The organism is Desulfocicer niacini (assembly GCF_054657595.1).
Map to the genome: position 1 here is coordinate 37,097 of NZ_BAAHYK010000010.1, position 19,248 is coordinate 56,344.

At 49.0% G+C, this 19,248-nt stretch carries 13 protein-coding genes; 5 read left to right on the top strand and 8 right to left on the bottom strand.

All coding sequences use genetic code 11. The features are described from left to right. The first annotated feature begins 3 nt into the window (after positions 1 to 3). The 4 genes from ACYQ2M_RS07010 to ACYQ2M_RS07025 all read left to right on the top strand — a co-directional run bounded on the left by ACYQ2M_RS07010 (position 4) and on the right by ACYQ2M_RS07025 (position 4,328). Positions 4 to 1,347, top strand: a complete 1,344-nt coding sequence (locus tag ACYQ2M_RS07010) for a phenylacetate--CoA ligase family protein (RefSeq protein ID WP_459915614.1) — start codon at positions 4 to 6, stop codon at positions 1,345 to 1,347. 51 nt (positions 1,348 to 1,398) lie between these two features. Beyond that, positions 1,399 to 2,409 carry a TRAP transporter substrate-binding protein gene (locus ACYQ2M_RS07015; RefSeq protein ID WP_459915615.1) on the top strand — a complete coding sequence of 337 codons (1,011 nt, stop codon included), beginning with the start codon at positions 1,399 to 1,401 and terminating at the stop codon, positions 2,407 to 2,409. A 147-nt stretch (positions 2,410 to 2,556) separates the two neighbouring features. Continuing rightward, complete coding sequence (locus ACYQ2M_RS07020) at positions 2,557 to 3,027, top strand: TRAP transporter small permease (protein ID WP_459915616.1); 471 nt, start codon at positions 2,557 to 2,559, stop codon at positions 3,025 to 3,027. Next, positions 3,024 to 4,328, top strand: coding sequence for a TRAP transporter large permease (locus ACYQ2M_RS07025; protein WP_459915617.1), 1,305 nt, complete (start codon positions 3,024 to 3,026; stop codon positions 4,326 to 4,328). Before ACYQ2M_RS07020 ends, ACYQ2M_RS07025 begins: the two co-directional genes overlap by 4 nt. Before the next feature lie 244 nt (positions 4,329 to 4,572). On the opposite strand, the gene ACYQ2M_RS07030 is transcribed toward ACYQ2M_RS07025, so the two are convergent. After that, positions 4,573 to 5,910, bottom strand: a complete 1,338-nt coding sequence (locus ACYQ2M_RS07030; RefSeq protein ID WP_459915618.1) for a glycosyltransferase family 2 protein — start codon at positions 5,908 to 5,910, stop codon at positions 4,573 to 4,575. Between the two features lie 956 nt (positions 5,911 to 6,866). On the opposite strand from ACYQ2M_RS07030, the gene ACYQ2M_RS07035 reads away from it, so the two are divergent. Then, complete coding sequence (locus tag ACYQ2M_RS07035) at positions 6,867 to 7,520, top strand: YkgJ family cysteine cluster protein (protein WP_459915619.1); 654 nt, start codon at positions 6,867 to 6,869, stop codon at positions 7,518 to 7,520. Positions 7,521 to 7,623: 103 nt separating this feature from the next. On the opposite strand, the gene ACYQ2M_RS07040 is transcribed toward ACYQ2M_RS07035, so the two are convergent. The 7 genes from ACYQ2M_RS07040 to ACYQ2M_RS07070 form a co-directional block, all read right to left on the bottom strand. Further along, on the bottom strand, positions 7,624 to 8,106 hold the full coding sequence (locus ACYQ2M_RS07040; RefSeq protein WP_459915620.1) for a hypothetical protein: 483 nt from the start codon (positions 8,104 to 8,106) through the stop codon (positions 7,624 to 7,626). 195 nt (positions 8,107 to 8,301) lie between these two features. Beyond that, positions 8,302 to 9,777, bottom strand: a complete 1,476-nt coding sequence (locus ACYQ2M_RS07045; RefSeq protein ID WP_459915621.1) for an MFS transporter — start codon at positions 9,775 to 9,777, stop codon at positions 8,302 to 8,304. 42 nt (positions 9,778 to 9,819) lie between these two features. Beyond that, positions 9,820 to 11,493: a Na/Pi cotransporter family protein gene (locus ACYQ2M_RS07050; protein ID WP_459915622.1), complete on the bottom strand. Its 1,674-nt coding sequence runs from the start codon at positions 11,491 to 11,493 to the stop codon at positions 9,820 to 9,822. 248 nt (positions 11,494 to 11,741) lie between these two features. Then, on the bottom strand, positions 11,742 to 13,529 hold the full coding sequence (locus ACYQ2M_RS07055) for an ABC transporter ATP-binding protein (protein WP_459915623.1): 1,788 nt from the start codon (positions 13,527 to 13,529) through the stop codon (positions 11,742 to 11,744). Further along, positions 13,526 to 15,268 carry an ABC transporter ATP-binding protein gene (locus tag ACYQ2M_RS07060; protein ID WP_459915624.1) on the bottom strand — a complete coding sequence of 581 codons (1,743 nt, stop codon included), beginning with the start codon at positions 15,266 to 15,268 and terminating at the stop codon, positions 13,526 to 13,528. The genes ACYQ2M_RS07055 and ACYQ2M_RS07060 overlap by 4 nt, the downstream gene beginning before the upstream one ends. 27 nt (positions 15,269 to 15,295) lie before the next feature. Continuing rightward, a complete protein-coding gene (locus ACYQ2M_RS07065; protein ID WP_459915625.1) occupies positions 15,296 to 16,720 on the bottom strand; it encodes a GTPase/DUF3482 domain-containing protein in 1,425 nt (474 codons plus the stop codon). Next, a complete protein-coding gene (locus ACYQ2M_RS07070; protein WP_459915626.1) occupies positions 16,717 to 18,732 on the bottom strand; it encodes a DUF2868 domain-containing protein in 2,016 nt (671 codons plus the stop codon). The genes ACYQ2M_RS07065 and ACYQ2M_RS07070 overlap by 4 nt, the downstream gene beginning before the upstream one ends. Between the last annotated feature and the right edge of the window lie 516 nt (positions 18,733 to 19,248).

Below are 19,248 nucleotides of genomic sequence, written 5' to 3' on the forward strand. Positions count from 1 at the left end.
CCCATGACTGGCATGGCAGATATTGACAAGGAAAAAGGTTTAAACATGGGATTCATCCCCGACAATTTAACAGACGAAAATATCAGAGACATTCAGCTTAAAGGACTGAAATGGACGATCAATCACGCCCTTGACAACTCATCCTTTTATCAGAAAAAATACAGGGAATCAGGCATAACCGCCCAGGATATTAACCAGCTGTCTGATCTTGAAAATCTTCCCTTCATTGATAAACATGATCTGCAAAATGACTATCCTCTGCCCTTGAAATCCGTGCCCGATGAGGATGTGGTGAGAATTCACGGCTCTTCAGGCACCACTGGCAAACGAAAGGTGATGTGCTATACGCAAAAGGACATCGATACCTGGGCCAACATGTTTGCCAGATGTTACGAAATATCGGGGATGACCCGAAAAGACCGGGTACACATTGCCGTGGGATATGGGCTGTGGACCGCAGGAGCCGGTTTTCAACTGGGATGCGAGCGGTTCGGAGCCATGGCCGTTCCCCTGGGGCCTGTGAATACGGACATGCACGTGGAGATGCTTGTGGACATGCAGAGCACGGTGTTCTGCTCCACGGCGTCCATGGCTTTGCTCATGGCCGAAGAGGTGAAAAAACGAGGGCTGAAATCCGAAATTGCCCTGAAAAAGATTATCCTCGGTGCAGAGCGTCACAGCGATGCCATGCGGGCCCACATCAGCGAGCTTCTGGGTGTTGAAGAAATCTATGATATTTATGGTCTGACAGAACTATATGGCCCGGGCACCGGTCTTGACTGCGGGTATCACCAGGGAATCCACTACTGGAACGATCTGTTTATCTATGAAATCATTGATCCTGTCACCTTAAAGCCGGTACCCGAAGGCGAAGAAGGCGAGCTTGTGATTACCTCCCTTGAGAAGGAAGGCAGTCCCCTGATCCGGTACCGCACCCATGATATCACCCGACTCATCCCGGGGAAATGTCCTTGTGGATGTTCCTTTCCCCGCCATGGCAGAATCCGGGGCAGAAGTGATGACATGTTTATTTACCGGGCGGTGAATATTTATCCCAGTCAGATTGATATTGTTTTAAGCACCGTGGATAATGTCGGCAGTGAATATCAGATTCACCTGCATCACGAGGAAACGGGCCGGGATCTCATGACCATAAAGGTGGAAAGAGCGCTGGAAGCAGCACCGGAAAGCGATGCGGACATTGCCCGGCTCATTTCAGACAAAATCCGTCGGCGGCTTCTGGTACGATGCGCCGTGGAAATCGTTGATTACCACACCCTCCCCCGGACCCAGAAAAAAAACCAGCGGGTGTTTGACAACCGCAACGGTAACGCAAGAAAGGACTGATCCAGCATCCGTCAGCACCCAAAAACCATTAACCCATCCAAGGGAGAAACCATGAAACACGTATTTGGTAAAATGCTCATCGCATTTTTTGCAATGCTCACCATCATCCCCATAATGCCCGGTAGTGCAGGTGCAGGCACCACAAAGTTAAATTATGCCAACTTTCCACCGGCCCCCACCTTCCCCTGTGTTCAGATGGAACGCTGGAAAACAGAAGTGGAAAAACGCACCGAAGGCAACGTGGCCATCAACACCTTTCCCGGGGGAACCTTATTGGGAGCCAAGGACATGATGGACGGCGTCATTGCAGGCCAGGCCGACATCGGCTGCATCTGCATGGCCTACCAGCCGGGACGCTTTGTCATCACAAATGGCGTAAGCCTGCCCCTTGGCATTCCAGATTCTGAAACCGGCAGTCTGGTGCTGTTTGATCTTTTTCAAAAATATAAACCCGCCGCCTTTGACAAGGTAAAGGTGTTGACGCTTTTCACCACGGCTCCCACCAACATCATGAGCCGACAGCCGGTGAGAAGCCTTGACGACATCAAGGGGATGGATTTGAGGGCTTCGGGGGGCGCTGCGGAAATTCTTAGAAACTGGGGTGCCAACCAGATCGGCATGCCCATGTCCGCAACCCCCGAGGCACTGCAGAAAGGCGTGGTCCAAGGCCTTTTTTCTTCCCTTGAGGTAATGAAGGATCTAAAATTTGCCGAGGATTGCCAGTATGTCACCATGACCAACACTGTGGTGTATCCCTTTGCTGTCATTATGAACAAGGCAAAATGGAATGCCCTGCCCGATGATGTGAAAAAAGTCATGGACGATCTGGCCCGTGAACAGGCCAAATGGACCGGCACCTACATGGATGGCCATGTAAACGACGCCATTGCCTGGTCAAAGGAAACCCACGGGGTGGAGTTTATTACCCTGGATGCTGAAGGTGTAAAAACATGGAATGCCCCCCTGGCTCCCATCACGGAAAAATGGATCACAAAGGCCAATGAAAAAGGGTTCCCGGGAAAAGCCATTGTGGATGACATTTCTGCCTTGATTGCCAGATAAAATCTGACACCGTTTCTTTGGCTGCCCTTGCCGTGGCTCAGGCCTGCGTTGTTCCGATCTTTTACTATTAAATGAAAAAAATTATGAGAAAGAGCGCGACAACGCACCCTGGGTCTACTTGCCTCTCAATTTTTAAAAAGAATTATTATGACTGATTTATTGAAAAAACTCACCCGGATACAGCTGACACTGGCAGGCGGTGTGCTGATCATGATGATCTGCCTCACCTGCGCCAATATCCTGTTCCGGCAGTTCGGCATGCCGGTTAGGGGGACCTTTGAAGTCATGGGATTCATGGGGGCACTTATCTTTGCCCTTTCCTTCGGGTATTCCCATGAAAAAAAAGAGCATATCTATGTGAGCATCCTGTTTGACCTGTTTCCCCCAAAGATACAGCGGGCCGCCCGCAGAATCAACGCACTTCTAACCATCGTGTTTTTTGCCCTGCTCTCGTTTCAGCTGGTAAAAAATGCCCTGAACCTAAAGGCTGTGGAAGAGGTGTCAGAAACTCTGAGAATCGCCTATTACCCGGTTATTCTGGTGCTTGCCTTTGGTGCAGCCTACCTTGTTCTGCTGATTATCCTTGAACTTTTCAAACCATCTGGAGATCCATCTTGAGCCTTGCACTCATCGGTATTACCGGTATTCTGGCACTTCTTTTCATTCTTTTCTTTCTTGGCATGCCCGTGGGATTTTCCATGGCCATTGTGGGATTTGCAGGATTCTGCCACGTCATCAGTATCCAGGCGGGCATGAACATGGCAGGCTCGGTGTTCTGGGATGTATGCTCCAAATATGGGCTGACGGTGATTCCGCTGTTTGTGTTCATGGGGCAGATTGCCTTTTATTCCGGTGTCAACGAACGGCTTTATAAATCCGCTCATACCTGGGTGGGACACATCCGGGGAGGCCTTGCCATGGCAACGGTCATGGCCTGCAGCGCCTTTGCCGCCATCTGCGGCTCCAATACGGCAACAGCCGCCACCATGAGCACTGTGGCTCTGCCGGAAATGAAAAAATATGGCTATGCCCCGGGCCTGAGCACCGGAGCCATTGCCTGCGGGTCCACACTTGGCGTGGTGATCCCCCCAAGTGTGGTGCTGATCATCATCGGTCTTGCCACGGAACAGTCGATTGCCAAGCTTTTTTACGGAGGGATTGGAGCCGGGGTTCTGCTGACGCTGCTTCTAACCTTGTCCATCTCAGTGGTCTGCAGAATGCGCCCGGAATGGGGGCCAGTGGTGGCCAAACGGTCTTTAAAGGATAGAATCAACTCTTTAAGCGGCGGGGCGGAGATGCTGATCTTGTTTCTGCTCATCATGACAGGACTTTATTCAGGCTTTTTCACCCCGGCTGAAGCCGGTGCTGCCGGGTCTTTTTTTGCCCTTGTCATCAGCCTGGTGCGGCGCACCCTTTCCCTTGAAAACTTCATCAAGGCCGTAAAGGACACCCTTCGCATATCCTGCATGGTCATCATGCTGGTGGCCGGGGCCATGATATTTGGCCGGTTCCTTGCCATCACCCGGATTCCCTTTGATCTGGCCGATATTGTGGCAGGGCTTCATCTGCCCGACTGGGGCATCATGCTCATCATCAGCTTGATTTACATTGCAGGCGGTGCCATCATGGACGCTTTGGCCCTTTTATTAATCACCATTCCCATCTTTTTTCCCCTGGCGGTTCAAATGGGATATGATCCGGTGTGGTTTGCCGTCACCATCACGGTAATCACCACATTGGGGGCTGTCACGCCGCCGGTGGGGGCCACTACCTTTGTGGTGGCAGGGGTTGCCTCGGATGTGCCCATGACAGAGGTGTTTAAAGGGGTGGCCCTGTTTCTGCCCGCCTATCTTGTGACCATTGCCCTTCTCATCCTCTTTCCCGGAATTGTTACATGGCTGCCGGGACTTCTGCAATAACACAGGGGAAATATCTCACAGGCTTGACAGTGAGTCCGGCAACGGGATGTGATCACTTCCCCAAATGCCCATACATTTACATGGGATGATCAAGAAAAAATAATCCCCCCATGCACGAAACATGGGGAGATTTGATTTTTATACCCTATATGGCAGAATCACCTGCCGCACCAGAAGCTGAAAAAGAAAGGTCACAATATGTGACTGTCTCCCCAAGCCCAGAATCTTCTATGGCATCTTTACATTATGCAGCCGTTTTAACTTTCTGCAAAAACATGGTGTTGTCCCTCACAACCGGCATGGCCGGCATCAGATCAGCCATCACCGGTATAGGATCTGCGGCCACCGAAGACGGTGCCGATTTTATCTGACGGGTGAGCCACCCGGCCTTGTGGGGTGTCATCAGGGCATAGGGTCTGATCCAGAACAATGCCGTGAAAAAATAGAACCCATAGACAAATGCCCACAGTGAAGAAAAACTGTTGAACTTCCATGCATAGATCCCCGCTGCCAGACTTGAAGAAATAAGAATACCAATAAAGGTATTCACGCCAAAGGTCATGGGGTGCCACAGGATAAATCCCCAGGTGATCAAAAGAAAGATCTGCGCTTTGGTCAAGGCCATCCAACCGGAGATAAGGTTGATTCTGGCACCCAGTTTTGAACCCTCCCGGAAGGGTTTAAAAATAAACCGGGTCATGGCAATGGTTTCCCGGATATTGCTCCTGGCCCATCGAAGATACATCTTGCACAGGTTCACATACTTAACGGGCACCTCCGTGTAAACCCTGGCGTTCTGCTGGAAAAGCACATAATGTCCCTCCCGAAGAATCAAATTGGTCATGGCACGGTCTTCACCAATATTGGCAGGCTGTCCGCAGAAGGTCTGGTTCAGCCATTCCTGCAGAATTTCCATCACCACCCCTCTTCTGTAGGCGGACAAGGCCCCCGGGGTACACATCACGGCTTTGACCATGCTCTGGCTGGCACGGACAAAGTCAAAACTGTACACAAACACCACGTCCAGCATTTTGGGAATAATTCCCTGGTCCATGTTCAAGACTCTGACGTTCCCCGCCACGGCACCCACTTTCTTATCTTTAACAAAGGGGGTTAAAAGGTTTCTCAGGGTATCGGCATCAACGGTGGAATCACTGTCCACGGTGACAAGCACCTCCCCCACACTCTGCTGAAAACCTGCATACAGGGCATGGCGTTTCCCCATATTGCGAGGCTGTTTAATGGTGATCAAGCGGTCTCCCAGGATTTCCTTTGCCTTTTCAATCCACTGCCAGGTATCATCCACACTGCCATCATCCACAGCAATCAGCCGGAGTTTATCCATGGGATAATCACTGGCCGCAAGGCTTTGAAGGGTAAGCAGTACCTGTTTTCCCTCATTATAAGCCGGTACCACCACGGTACATGCCGGAAGTTCCTCATCCGTACCGCAGGGAATGGGCCTGTACATCAGTACCAGAACGATTCGCCACACAAGTTCCGCACATACAAGTACCAGGAACATAAGACACCCCACCATGAACGCTTCTCCCCAGAAAGTTCCTTTCAGGAAACTTGCCATGGAAGGTCCATGAAAACGGGCTGCCAGCATAACGATGGCCACACATAAAAAAACGGCCAGTTTATTTTTTATGTTAAAAAAAAACCCGGAGCCTCTGTTTTTTGAAAAAGAGGAAGGTCCGGGGAAACCGGAGTTGTCTACGTACGTAACGGTTTTGAAAGTGGAATCAGGCTCCTCTTTCAATGATGGGTTCGATTCTAATTGTGATTTTACAAACAATGCCATATTTCCTACCTCAATGTTGCATGTTTATGACAAAAGTTATTTGCAGTCACGGTTATGGATTGCAAATTTTAGGCTTGATCACAACACCGACTGATTTTGACCGTTTGGCATCTCCTCAAATGGCCGGTGTTGTGGTTAAACCCCAAATTTTTACATTACCAACCCGAATATTCACATTTTAAGCCTTAAAAATATTAAATTTTCAATATGCTATGAAAAGAGATCTATATTTTCGAAAGCATTATAGGATCGAAAAAAAGTTTGTCAACAAAAAGTATAAACCGTTAAATTTCGAACACCATATCTGATTTTGTCAAGCAAAATATGATGCTCTTGCAAAAAGACCAATTTCCCATATCACACACAACTTATTGTGCATACATTTAACTTAACCTCACACATAATGTGATAAAGAAAGGAATAAACCGACTTTTCCAAGCTTGCTCACACATAAGGATTGATGACGACATCGCCAATTTTTTTGGGGAAAAGAATAATCTGCTAAAAACCGATGTTCAAATTTTTGTTGGCCAACACCCCGCGCCTGCCCCTCTCCAAAATGCCCCATGCTGTGAGCACGCCCAAAATTGAACATCAAGCAAGAAGATGCGGGGAAATTTAATTCTATGCACACATTGATAATAAAGATATGATGGTGAAAATCAAATTTTCGGTTTGATCACAAGATCGACAACTTTCAACAATTTTATTTACCAGGATATCAATTGGGCATGAGTCAACAAAACGAATGTAAGCGTTGCGGTACCTGCTGTGAAAACGGTGGTCCGGCATTGCACGGCAAGGATCTGTCATTAATAGTAAAAGGATTTTTAACTCTTGATAACCTGATCACCATCCGGAAAGGGGAGCTAGCCCATGATCCGGTCACCAATTCCATTGAACAGGTGAAAGCCGAATTTATAAAAATCAGCGGTTCAAAAGGCTCATGGGCATGTACTTTTTATGATGTCAGCCAGAACGGATGCACCATATATGAGCATCGCCCCATTGCCTGCGGAATTCTTAAATGCTGGGATACAAAAGAAATTCTTGCACTTGCCGGCACGGACCTTCTTTCAAGACATGATATTGTGAAGGAAGGCAGCCCATTGAAAAAAAGACTGATTGAGCATGAGGCGCTGTTTCCTTTAGATAATTTAAAAGCAATTTCCCAGACAATTTCTCGATCTTCCAAGAAAACAATAAAAAAAATTGAACGGATCTGCAACAAGGATATCGCCCATCGCATTCAGTCCGTTGATATATTTCATCTTTCTGTTACGCAGGAGTTGTTTTACTTTGGCCGTCCGATGTTTGAACTGCTCCACCCCATTGGGTTCAGCATCACGGAGACCGCATCCGGCATTAAACTTCGATTCAAGTGAATGCGGATGGGTGGCAAGTTTATATGATAGCCTTCAAGGCAACCTAAGCAGAGCCGCCCCACTCCCCAAACTGGCCCATGTTGTGACCCGGCCCTGCAATTCTTCATTTGAGAATAAAGGTGCCCGAATTCTGGTTTTCAATTTTCATGTTGCTGCCCACCAGATTCTGAACTTCAAAGGGAAACCATAATCGCTGTACCCGGGGCTGCACCGCAAAAAAATTGGTTGCAAAGGCCCCCAGCATTTTGCTGTAAAAGGGACTGGCAGTACCTTGAGTGGCCTCCTCATTGAAATCAATGAGATACCTTACCCGGCCTGTGGCAGTATCTGCCTGATCCATATGGACCGCCATAAAGGGCACCGCTGGTTTTTCATTAAAAACGCTGATCCTGGAAAAATCACACCTGGCATAGTCGCTAAGGTAATCCTGAACTTTTTGCCTTCCCAGCACCTGGTAACGTTTATTGAGCAATGCTCCCCCGGCCACGATGAAATTAAGATTTTTATCCTCTATATAGCTGGCCAGCGTATTTAAAAGGGTCCCTTTTCCCTGGGTTATTTCGTTAATATCTCTTAAATCCAGCATGTTGTTTTTTTCTCCCTAAAAAATATTAAGCGATGGGAGGCATTCCCATTTTCCCGGCTCCACGTTTAATCCCAGATGGGTCAGTCTAACTATGACAAACAAACCATATCGTAACCAAACCGAAAAAATAGGAATACGCCCAGCCTGATCCCACCCCAAACTGGCCCATTTTCTCACCAGGCCTGTGATTCCTGATCAGGTCCGTAATTTTTTAAACATCACATAAGAAGCAATTCCCATCACCCCAATACCCGCCATGAAAAGCAATGGAAAAGAAACAAAGGCATCCTTGAAGACCTGAATCTCCAGCTGTTGGGTGTCCGGGATTGTTTTTTCAAGCCCGGTGCGCTCAAACTTTAAAACCAGGGCATACAAGATACCCAGCATACCATAGGAAATATTGTACACCAATCCCTTGAAACTGAGCACCGTGGCCCGACGTTTGGAATCGGTTTCCCGGTTGATATAATAGCTTGCAAAAAAACCGGTGAAATACATGGCGCAGGATGTCAGAACGGCGGGCACAAGGCCGTAATAAGGCCAGAAAAAATTCATGCCCCACAATCCGAAAAAAGCCAGCAGCGTCGTAACCACCAGGGCCGTATGATGGCTTTTGTTTTCAGCAATGGCAAGGGCCACCCGGGGAATCACCATACCAAGCAGGGCCAGCAGTGATCCAATGATTCCGAAAAGGGATTCCGGGATATCCACCAGGCGATAATATTGACTGGACAAGGTGATGGTCATGCGGATAACGCCGTCAAACACCATGCCAAACAGCATCACCGACAGCACAAAGGGATTTTTCAGAATCCATCCCCCGGCCATGAAGGTGGCAACAAAGGCTTTTTTAAGATTTTGTATCCAGGTATGAACAGGCACGGAGGCATCTGCCTTTAACGGAGCCGGAGACAACACCCCTTTATTTCCGGATGAAGGTTTTTTTTCTCCATTGCGCCCCTGTCTATCCGGGGAATCGGATGCTTCCTCGTTTAATGGATCATTAAAACAAATCTCCTCCATGCCAAGGGTCGACCACAAGGCAAAAAGGGACATGACAAAGGTAAGGTAAAGGGGAAACCGCATGGTTATTTCCTGGGACAAATGCACATCAACCCCCACCATGCGGCAGAGACTTTCCATCAGGTTCGGGTCATACACGGCACCCCCGATGGTCATGGCAAAGATAAATCCCACGGCCCGGTACCGCATCATATGATCAAGCACCCTGCCCCACTGGGATTCCATGTTCCGGGCCTTGAGGGAATCATAGGCAATGGCTTCATCTGCACCGCTTGCGGCAGCTTCAGCAACCCCGCTGAGAATGCGATTCACCAGAAAAACAGAAAAGATCAACCCTGGATTCATCCGGGGCACAAAGGCAATGATCCCGATTTCAACCACCATCACGGATGTGGCAAATACCAGGAGTCGTTTCCGACCAATGATATCAGCAAGTGCCCCCGAGGGCACCTCCAGAAGTACAATGGTGGCGGCCCAGGCCGCATTTAAAACGGCAAACTGCGCCACGCTCAACCCAAAATCAAGGAATAGAATTGTAAATACCGGATAATAAAATCTTGAGTTGAACAGCACACGAAACGCAATAAATCGCCTGATATTTGAAATTGCAAAAGGAGAGGGTTTCTTTTTCCTTAAGAGCGAAATCACGGGAATTTTTATCCTTTTATTTCGGCCACGGACAAAACGGGGCTACAAAATCCGATTGGTACCGGTGGCGATGTTGTAGCAGTAATCCCCCATTTTCTCGTAATAGGAGATCAGGGCCACAAACAGAACACCGGTGTCAACGGAACAGCTGCTGGCCTGGAGTCGAGCGATGTGGGTGGCCCGCATTTTTTCCCGCATCTGGTCAATGAGATCTTCCTGGGCCAGGGCTTTTTGGTAAAAACCCTCTGTTTTTTCATTCATTTCACGGATAACAAATCCCAGAAAATGATCCACCTCATCGGAAATGGCCACCAGATCCTTGATGGCCTCCTCACTGAACTTAAATCCGCTTTCATACATTTTCTCAAGGGTTCTGGAGACGTTTTCCATGGAATCGCCCAGTCGTTCAATGTTATTAGTGATACGTATCATCTCCGAAATTTCAATGGATTCAGGCTGGTTGATTTCACCCTGGGAGATGGTGATGAGATATTTGATGATCACCTTCTGAAATGAATCCAGATGCTCCTCAATAACTTCACGCTCCCCAAGAATATCATCATCCCTGACTTTTAGACAGGTGGAGGTCTTTCTAAGACTCATGTGGGCAAAGTCTGCCATGCGAATGATTTCCGATTTTACCCTTGCAAGGGCGGCAATGGGGGAATCCATGAAACGCTTATCAAATTCCGGCAGCTGATACCGTTCCTTGGGAGCTCTTCCCCGGGGGGAGAGAAAAACCGTCAACTGCACCAGCCGGGGCAGAAAAATCAAAAAAATAACCGCATTGATGACATTAAAAAGGGTATGCCCGTTGGCAATGTACCGGGCGGCATTGATATACTCGCCATCCACCAAAAGATCCACCGGGCCAGCACCGATTTTCAAGGACATCACTTCCACCGAACTTGCAAACATGGGAAAGATAAGCAAAATAATGCCCACCCCCACCACATTAAAAATCGTGTGGGCATTGGCGGTCTGGTGGGCCTGGAGATTTTTTGAGCCAATGGTGGCAAGCTGGGCTGTGATGGTGGTACCGATATTTTCCCCAAGGACCAGGGCAAGGGCAGTGGGAAAGGTAAGAAGTCCAGATGTGGCAAGGGTCATGGTAAGCCCCACCGTGGCCGAAGAAGACTGCACCATAACAGTGAGCAATGCCCCCATGGCAACGCACAGCAGAATCCCCCCCATGCTCTCCGTGGAAAAAGTAGTGAAAAAAGAGATGAACTGCGGATCTGTTTTAATGGGGGCCAGCCCCTGTTTCATGACGGTCATGCCGTAAAACAGCAGACCAAACCCCAGTATGATGTCACCAACATGGCGATAGGTACGTTGCTTGGAAAAATATTTCAGCCCCACACCCAGGGCAATGGCTGGAAGGGCCACCTTGGTCAGCTTAAAGGCAATCATCTGCCCTGTGATGGTGGTACCCACATTTGCCCCTATGACGACCCCCACGGCATTTTCCAGGGACATGATACCTGCACTGACAAAGCCGATGAGCATCACCGTGGTGGCTGATGAAGATTGAACCATGGCCGTGACCCCGGCTCCGGTTAGACACCCAAGGAACCGGTTGGAGGATATGGCTTCAAGGATGGATCTGATCTTCTGCCCGGCAGCAGCCTGCAGTCCTTCGGTCATCATCTTCATGCCAAGTATAAAAAGCCCCAGTCCACCAAGGGTTTGAAAAATAATTCCTGTTATATTCAAAGTATACTCCCCGTGTATTCATACATACATCGTTGACTCAGTATCCAGAAAGATGCTGAGATTTTGCATTCTTTACAAAAAAAAACAATATAAGGCCGCCGGGGCTCTGTTATGGGCAATCCGGTGCTTTAACCCCAATTTATTCTACCATGGGGTATATATGTCAAATGCCGGGGTATTTCAATAAAATTAAGGCATTTTTTGGGCTTGTTTGAACCCCACTGTCACTGGGAAAGGATCATAACCTGTCAATCCCTGTCAAGGGTTTGGAAATGATAATAGAATCCTTTTTTATCCATGAGTGCTGCATGGTCTCCATATTCGATGATCTGCCCGGCTTTTAATACCATGATGCTATCGGCGGTCATGGCAGATCTCAATCTATGGGCAATGGTTATTGAGGTACGGTTTTCCTTTAACTTTTCCGTGGCAATCCGGATCTTTTCTTCGGATTCTGTGTCCACATAGGAGGTGGCCTCATCAAAGATGATCAGGTCCGGCTGGCGGGCAAAGGCCCGGGCAATGGAAATTAACTGACGTTCACCACTGGAAATGGATGCTCCTCCCTGGGAAATATGGGTATCAAGCCCCCGTGGCATCTGATTGACAATGGTGCTCACATGGGATCTTTCCAGAATGGCATCTAGTGCCTCCGGGTCCATGACTGTGCCGGGGGGAACAATGTTGTCCCGAATGGTGCCGGAAAAAAGATAGGGGTCCTGGGTAACCAGGGCGATTTTTTCCCGCAGGGCCGGGGTGGCATAGTCATCTATGTCTTTACCGTTGATTTTAATATGCCCGCGGCTCCTGGGATAAAATTTTACAATGAGATTAATCAGGGAGGTTTTCCCGGAGCCCGTGGGCCCAAGGATGGCCAGGGACTGGCCAGCCTTTATTTCAAAGGACACATTTTTCAAAATTTCTTCACCCGGAGTATAGGCAAATCCCACATCCTGGAACCGAAGGGATTCAAGTCTGTCAAGGGAAAGGCTTCCCCCGATGTGATCCACCTGTTTATCCAGAATCTGGGTAATACGCTCCCCGGAGGAGAGGGCATTCTGCAGAATATTGTGTTTTTCCGAAAGATCCCGCACCGGCCGGAAAAACATCTTGGTGTAGGAAATAAAGGCAACCAGGGTTCCGAGGGTCAGGGCATCGGACACAGCTCGTCCTCCGCCATAAAAAATCACAATGGCAAGGGCAAGGGAACTCAACATGTCAATCACGGGCATGAACAGCCCGAATATCTTCACTTGGTTGACACCGGCAAGGAAATTTTCATGGTTGACCTCCCGGAATTGTTCCATCATATGTTTCTGCCGGGAAAACAGTTGAATCACCCTTATACCACCGGTGGATTCTGAAAAAAGGGCATTGATTTCAGCGACATTTACCCGGAGACGTCTAAAGACCTCCCGGGATTGTTGGGAAAAAAACCAGGTGGTGAGCACCACAAGGGGCAAAATAAAAAAAAGTGCCAGGGACAGTTTTACATCCATGGCCACCACAATGATGACAATGCCTGTGAGCGTGAAAAGGTCCTTCATCACAAAGGTGATAACCGTGGTGAACATCTCCTGCATGTTCTGGATATCGTTGGTCACCCGGGTGGCAAGTTTTCCCACGGTGTTTTTGGTGAAAAATGAAACAGGGAGGGCCTGGATGTGGGAAAAGACCTTGACGCGCAGATCGTGCATCATGCGCTGTCCGGCAAGCTCCATCACCATGATCTGCACAAAGCTGAACACAAACCTGGCCAGGGCCACCCCGAACAGAATAATCCCACCCCAGAAGGCCCCCATGAGATACCGGGATTTATCTGTCTGTGCCATGGAAGGCAGAATATAATCATCCACCACCGAGCGGGTCACAAAAGGCACCACAATGTCCAGAAGAGAAAGCAGCACCATGAGCAGGACAGACGCAAAGATCATGGACCTGTTCCGGGTGAGAAGGGGCACAAAACGCCCCAGAAGACGAATGTCCTTTTGTTCCTGCAGCCGCTCCTCCGGATGTCCACCTATATCAAATTTCATGAGTCACTCCTTACAAGGGCCGCTTCGGTCTCCTGCATCTGCCAGGAACGGGCGTAATATCCGTTTTGATCAATGAGCTGCAGGTGGGTACCCTGTTCCACCACCCGGCCCTGGTCCAGCACCACCACCTGATCTGCATTTTTGAAAATGGAAAACCGATGGGAAATAATCACAATTGTTTTTTTACCTGACATGTCATCAATGATTTTAATGATATCCGAGGCTGTGCCCATGTCCACCTGGCTCACCGGATCATCCAGAATTAAAATGGGGGCGTCCTTTAAAAATGCCCGGGCCAGGGCGATGCGCTGTTTCTGCCCACCGGAAAGCATCACCCCTTTTTCTCCGATGAGGGTGTCAAGGCCCATGGGAAACCCTTCTATGGTTTTTGTAAGGCCTGCCATGGCAAGGGCCTTTTCTATTTTTTCATCACCGGCATGGGGGTCTCCGAACAGAAGGTTAGCCTTGATGGTGCCGGAAAATAGAAAGGGTTCCTGGGGCATGAAGGATATGGATTGCCGCAAAATTTTAAGGGATATCTGGCCGATGTCCATGCCATCAATTAAAATTTTGCCGCCATGGGGATCATAAACCCTGGGGATAAGGGTTGCCAAAGTGGTTTTTCCACTTCCCGGAGGGCCGGCAATGCCAAGCACCATGCCCGGTTTTACATTGAAACTTACCTGGTCCAGCACCTTTTTATCAAAGGAAAAAGAAACCCTGTTCAGCATGATTTCACCATGGATATGTGAGGGATTAAACACCTCTCCTTCCTTTACCGTTTCCCCGGGAACATCTAAAATGACATTCACACGGTCAATGGATGCCTTGCCCCGCTGGATCAGGTTGGCCACCCAACCCACAGCCATCACCGGCCAGGTCAAAAGGTTTAAATAACTGATAAAGGCCACAAAATCACCGGTGGAAATATCGGCAAGAATTACCCTTCGTCCGCCAGCCCCAAGGATGATGGCAAGGCTGACATTGGTCAGAAAAATTACCAGGGGAAAGATAATCCCCCTGAGTTTCACAAGCTTCATGTTGCTTGTGATGTAGGCCTGGGATTCCTCTGTTATACCTGCCACCTCTGTGGCCTCCCGGTTAAAGGCCTTGATAATGCGTATGCCTGCAAACCGTTCCCGGGTGGATTCCATGAGATTCGAAAAGGATTCCTGGACCTCCCGGTAGGCCAGAAAGAGTTTTTTGCTCAATATTTTGGTAAAAAGTGCAATAAAAGGCATGGGCACAAGGGCCAGAAGGGTGAGCTCAAGGTTAATGTATGCCATAAAAAAAATGGCGGCACATCCAAGTACAATGGTGTCGGTCAATCCCACAATTCCCATGCCCAGCGCCATACGAATATTGGCCATGTCATTGGTAGCATGGGCCATGATATCCCCGGAGGTGGTGGTGTCAAAGAACCGGGCGGGCAGAGTCTGTATATGATCAAACAACTGCCCCCTTATCCCCTCTTCCATGCGCCGGGACGTTCCCATGATCAGATACCGCCAACTGAACCGGAACACACCAATGGCAAGGGCGGACCCGGCAATGTACAGACCGTACTTAAACAATCCCCCCCGGGCAACGGTGTGCAATGTAATGTCATCAATGGCCCATTTAATAATCCGGGGAATAAAAAGCTGAAGCAGATCAACAATCAAAAGAGAAATCAGGCCAGCAATGATATGGAAGCGACGTTCCATGAGATAGGGTTTCAGCAACTGGAATTGTTTCACATTTACCTCTTTTGGGGTTAACAGCGTTTATTGGGTATCACCGGCCGCCATCTGGTGCAGTTTTGTTTCCAGAAGACTTCGAAACGCCCTGACAGCAATTTCCCGTTTTTTGGATTTTTTGTCCATCATGGCCTCTAAATACACCCGGCATATTTTTTTATCGTGGGAATTCCAGCGGGCGGTATGGCCTTTTTTCAGTCGACTTGCCATTTCCACACCGTCCCAGGTATCCATATCCCTGCGCCCGTGGGCCCAGTTAATCACACTGCCATAATAAATCAAGGCCCGATCCAGCAATACATGGAGAAACGGCAGAGTTCCCGGGGGGCCTACCTGGACCTGATCCCTTCCCAGTCGTACCCCCTTAAATGAGATATCTGCCATGCGTCGTCCACTAAGAGCAGCGGATCCCGCCCCGAGAATCCCCCCGATGGTGGAAAAAATGCCAAAGGTAAGACCGGCGGCCGCCACATCCAGGGCCGCACCGGCCGCACCGCCTGCCACCCCGGCGGCCAGGACCACCTCCCCTGGTTTCAAACCCAGAAACTGCCAGGTTTTTCGGCTGAACAAATTCTCATGGATAATGCTGTCCGGGGGAAGGGTGAGATTGAAAATATTGTGCTTAAAACATTTACGGATGCGAGCATGGGCTTTTTTCTCCATGGCCTCGCTCTTCTGCCGATGGGTCTGTGAAAGTTTCATGGAGGTTTCTTCGGCATTGCCGCCGGGTTTTATACTGGCCGTCAGAGTGAAGGTGAGCATCTCTTCAAGCATCTGCAAGATAATGTCCGCCGTCTGGGATACCCGCTGGTTCCACTCTTTTTTAAACACCTCAATTACAAAATTAAGAGCAGGCTGCCAGTCCTGATCCACCCGCTTCAGGCTCTCCAGAAGCTCCAGGCGCTCGGCATAGGTGGCATGGTGGGCATTGAACTGTCGAATGGCATTAAATTGCCGTCGGAACTCGGTTTTCCAAACATCAAGATACTGGGTATCGCTATCCTTGGCGTTGATGATGGCCATGCGGGGACGAGCCGTCAAGCGGAGGATCTCCATTTCCATGCGGTCCACCTTGCGCAACGGCCGAGAACCATCCACCACATAAATAATACCGGCCCCCCTTGCAATGGGACTTAACAGCTCGCATTCATCCATGAAATCAAGGTCATCTTTATGGGCCTCAATAAAGGCATCCACAATGCCATGGCCCGGTCCCTTATACCGTTGCATCCATGCCAGGGTCTGCCGGGGATTCTGAAATCCCGGGGTATCCACAAACCGGATAATCTCCTTTCCATCAACCACCACCGGAAAGGTCTGGCACACAGTGGTTTCACCGGGATAGGGACCTATACGCACCGTGTCGTCCTCACTTAAGGTGGACACCACAGAGGATTTCCCCTCATTGGGATGACCGATGATGGCAAATTCCGGTACCCCTTGATTCATCATGATAATACCTCCAGGGTTTCAATGCGCAGCCAGGGATCTCCCAGGGCATCAATTTTTTTATGCCACACGGACAGATCCATGGCACCGGGGAGGGTAAACACGGTGTGTACCGTTGGTTTTCCCACCAGGGCCACCACAAGATCCATGCCATCACCGAGATCTCTGCGAAGGGATTTTAAAAAAAACAGGGTCTCTTTTATGGGGGGCTGCCAGGCTTCCAGGACCCATACAACGGATGAAAGCACGCCGGGATTTTCTTCTTGGCGATGGTCAAGAGCCCCTTCAGAGGACAAAGCATGTGCGGTTTCTTTGCCAGGCATGGGGGCGTTCCGCTCCGTCATGTCACGGGGGGCATGACAGATGGCCCGTATCATTTTCAATTCTGCATCGGCATCCTCACCCACGATCAGATGCTTCACCAGGGATGTTCCACAATGCAGAAACACCTGCCGGGCCAGCTCATCCAGATCCAGGGTATCGGCCAAATCCTCTGAAATCAGAACCAGAGCGCCACGGGTCTGATGCAGTCTATGGGAAAATGAACCCGAGGGGGGGGCAGAAGAAGCGGAAGGGGGATGGCGAACTCCCTCGTCTGGAATAGGGTCTGGGGTCTGTTTTTTTGGCGATTTCGGTTTCCGTTTTATTTTTGGTTCTAATCCTGTAGCGGGAGCCCCCTGTTTTTCTTTTTCTTTGGGCAGGGGAGATTGATTCAATGGTAAAATGGAATCCAACCCATGGGAAGGATTCTTATCTCGCCCACAGGGAACAGTGCCCTTATGGGCCGCTTCAGCCCCCCTCTTTTTATGGGTGGAAGTTTCCCTGGCTGGTGCAAAAACCCGTGAAGGCGCAATGGATGCATCAATGGAAAAAAAGGGCGTAGTCATTCGAGATAGAAGGCGCTGGCAGGATGCATGGTCAAAACTAAGGGCCGCAATGCTTTGTTTTTTCATCCACTGCCCCACACCCACCAGGACAAGGCGGGGGAGAAAGCCATAAAAGAACACACAAAGGCACAGAAAAGGCCACCAGGAAATAAGATCTGCAGTTGTCAGATGATAGATGCCATCCTTTAAGATCATGCGGCTGCCAGAGATCTGTTCCATGGTGGGCACTCCAACACCCGCGGGAAACATCCAGGACCAGGGCAAAGCCACCACAGAAACCAGCCCATGGACAAGTTCCGGCCCCACCTTGAGGGTGGACTGCCACCCAAAGGCTGTATCCGAAAACACCACTCGGGTAAGGGTGGTGACAAGTACGCCAGTATTAAAACCAAGGGCAAACACCTGCCCCAGGATAAACAGAGGCCATAGAAAAAGAGAGCCATAAATCCGGTGCTTTGCCCTGACAAGACCCAGTGCCGAAATCATGGCATCCTGGTGCCCCCGGTGAATATGTGTTAAGGATTTTTCTTTGATTTTTCCCACAAGGGTGTGGGCAAACACGCCGAACAGGTTCTGCAGTATAGGCATTCTGGAAGAGGAGCCATTGGTTCCAGCCATTAAAAACCCTGCCATGGATAAAAAAAGCAGTATCAGCTGACCCAGCAATGTCAGGGAAAGATAATAGGAAATATTTAGGGGACGGGAACCGGCGTAGGAAAAAAAAGATGCCACCACCGTGATACCCAGAAATACGCCCCCCAGGAAAAAAAGCCAGAGGATAAGAGGAGATGTCTCCCTATAAATGGAACCGGGAAGAAGCTTCTGTTCTTTATGGCCAGCCTCTGCCTGGGAACGCCGCAATTCAAGCCATTTAAGAAGCACTTGTTTACCCGGGGTTAACGTTCTTCCATCCGATTTACCTGGGCCATCCGAGGCCTCCAGTTGCGGCAGAATCTGGTCTAAATAAAATGTTCGATCTCTTTTTCTGAGGGCATCCTGTTCCTGTGTGTTCTGATCCTGTTCCAGAAAATATTCAAGATCCATAATATCTGGAAGGGTCCATTCCATGGATTTACGCGTATGCAGAGGTTTCACCTTATGGTTTAAAGTTCCCAGTTTTCTGAACATTATTCACTCAATGATCAGTTTTTTAGGATTTGCTCATAACATCGGCCAGACGTCATAATCTGGTGGGACAGCGGGATCAGGCTTGCGAAGAGGGGTCAATAACCCAATCCTGATCCACACCAGGGTTGCCTAAGTTGTGAGCAAGTCCAGTTTTATTATGACATGATTGACATGTGTTGTGATCATGTTCCGAATTTACAGGCCGAAACGTTGAGTTATTCATCATTTTCATTTACAATAACGCCTGTACGGAAATTATCAACCAATTTTCAGTTCAAGGGTCATCCTTAGATGATCAAATTTTTTATATTGACATATAGTGGGGAGGTGTCAGGCTTGGTCACAGCATGGGGCACCCGCCACAGTTGGCGGGTCAATGCGTATCAGGAGCATCCTGGAAATTAAATTTTCCGACATCGTATAAAAAAAATACTGACAAATCAGATGAAATCTGAAATACCTGGTACAGGTACGTAACATAACATTCTAAAATCCGTTTTTTTCACAGGCGGTGTG

What these genes read in the sequence shown, in the direction of transcription:
- ACYQ2M_RS07070 (WP_459915626.1), bottom strand. Translation starts at nt 18,732, where the DNA reads ATGTTCAGAAAACTGGGAACTTTAAACCATAAGGTGAAACCTCTGCAT.
- ACYQ2M_RS07065 (WP_459915625.1), bottom strand. Translation starts at nt 16,720, where the DNA reads ATGATGAATCAAGGGGTACCGGAATTTGCCATCATCGGTCATCCCAAT.
- ACYQ2M_RS07015 (WP_459915615.1), top strand. Translation starts at nt 1,399, where the DNA reads ATGAAACACGTATTTGGTAAAATGCTCATCGCATTTTTTGCAATGCTC.
- ACYQ2M_RS07030 (WP_459915618.1), bottom strand. Translation starts at nt 5,910, where the DNA reads ATGGCAAGTTTCCTGAAAGGAACTTTCTGGGGAGAAGCGTTCATGGTG.
- ACYQ2M_RS07010 (WP_459915614.1), top strand. Translation starts at nt 4, where the DNA reads ATGACTGGCATGGCAGATATTGACAAGGAAAAAGGTTTAAACATGGGA.
- ACYQ2M_RS07055 (WP_459915623.1), bottom strand. Translation starts at nt 13,529, where the DNA reads ATGAAATTTGATATAGGTGGACATCCGGAGGAGCGGCTGCAGGAACAA.
- ACYQ2M_RS07035 (WP_459915619.1), top strand. Translation starts at nt 6,867, where the DNA reads ATGAGTCAACAAAACGAATGTAAGCGTTGCGGTACCTGCTGTGAAAAC.
- ACYQ2M_RS07040 (WP_459915620.1), bottom strand. Translation starts at nt 8,106, where the DNA reads ATGCTGGATTTAAGAGATATTAACGAAATAACCCAGGGAAAAGGGACC.
- ACYQ2M_RS07020 (WP_459915616.1), top strand. Translation starts at nt 2,557, where the DNA reads ATGACTGATTTATTGAAAAAACTCACCCGGATACAGCTGACACTGGCA.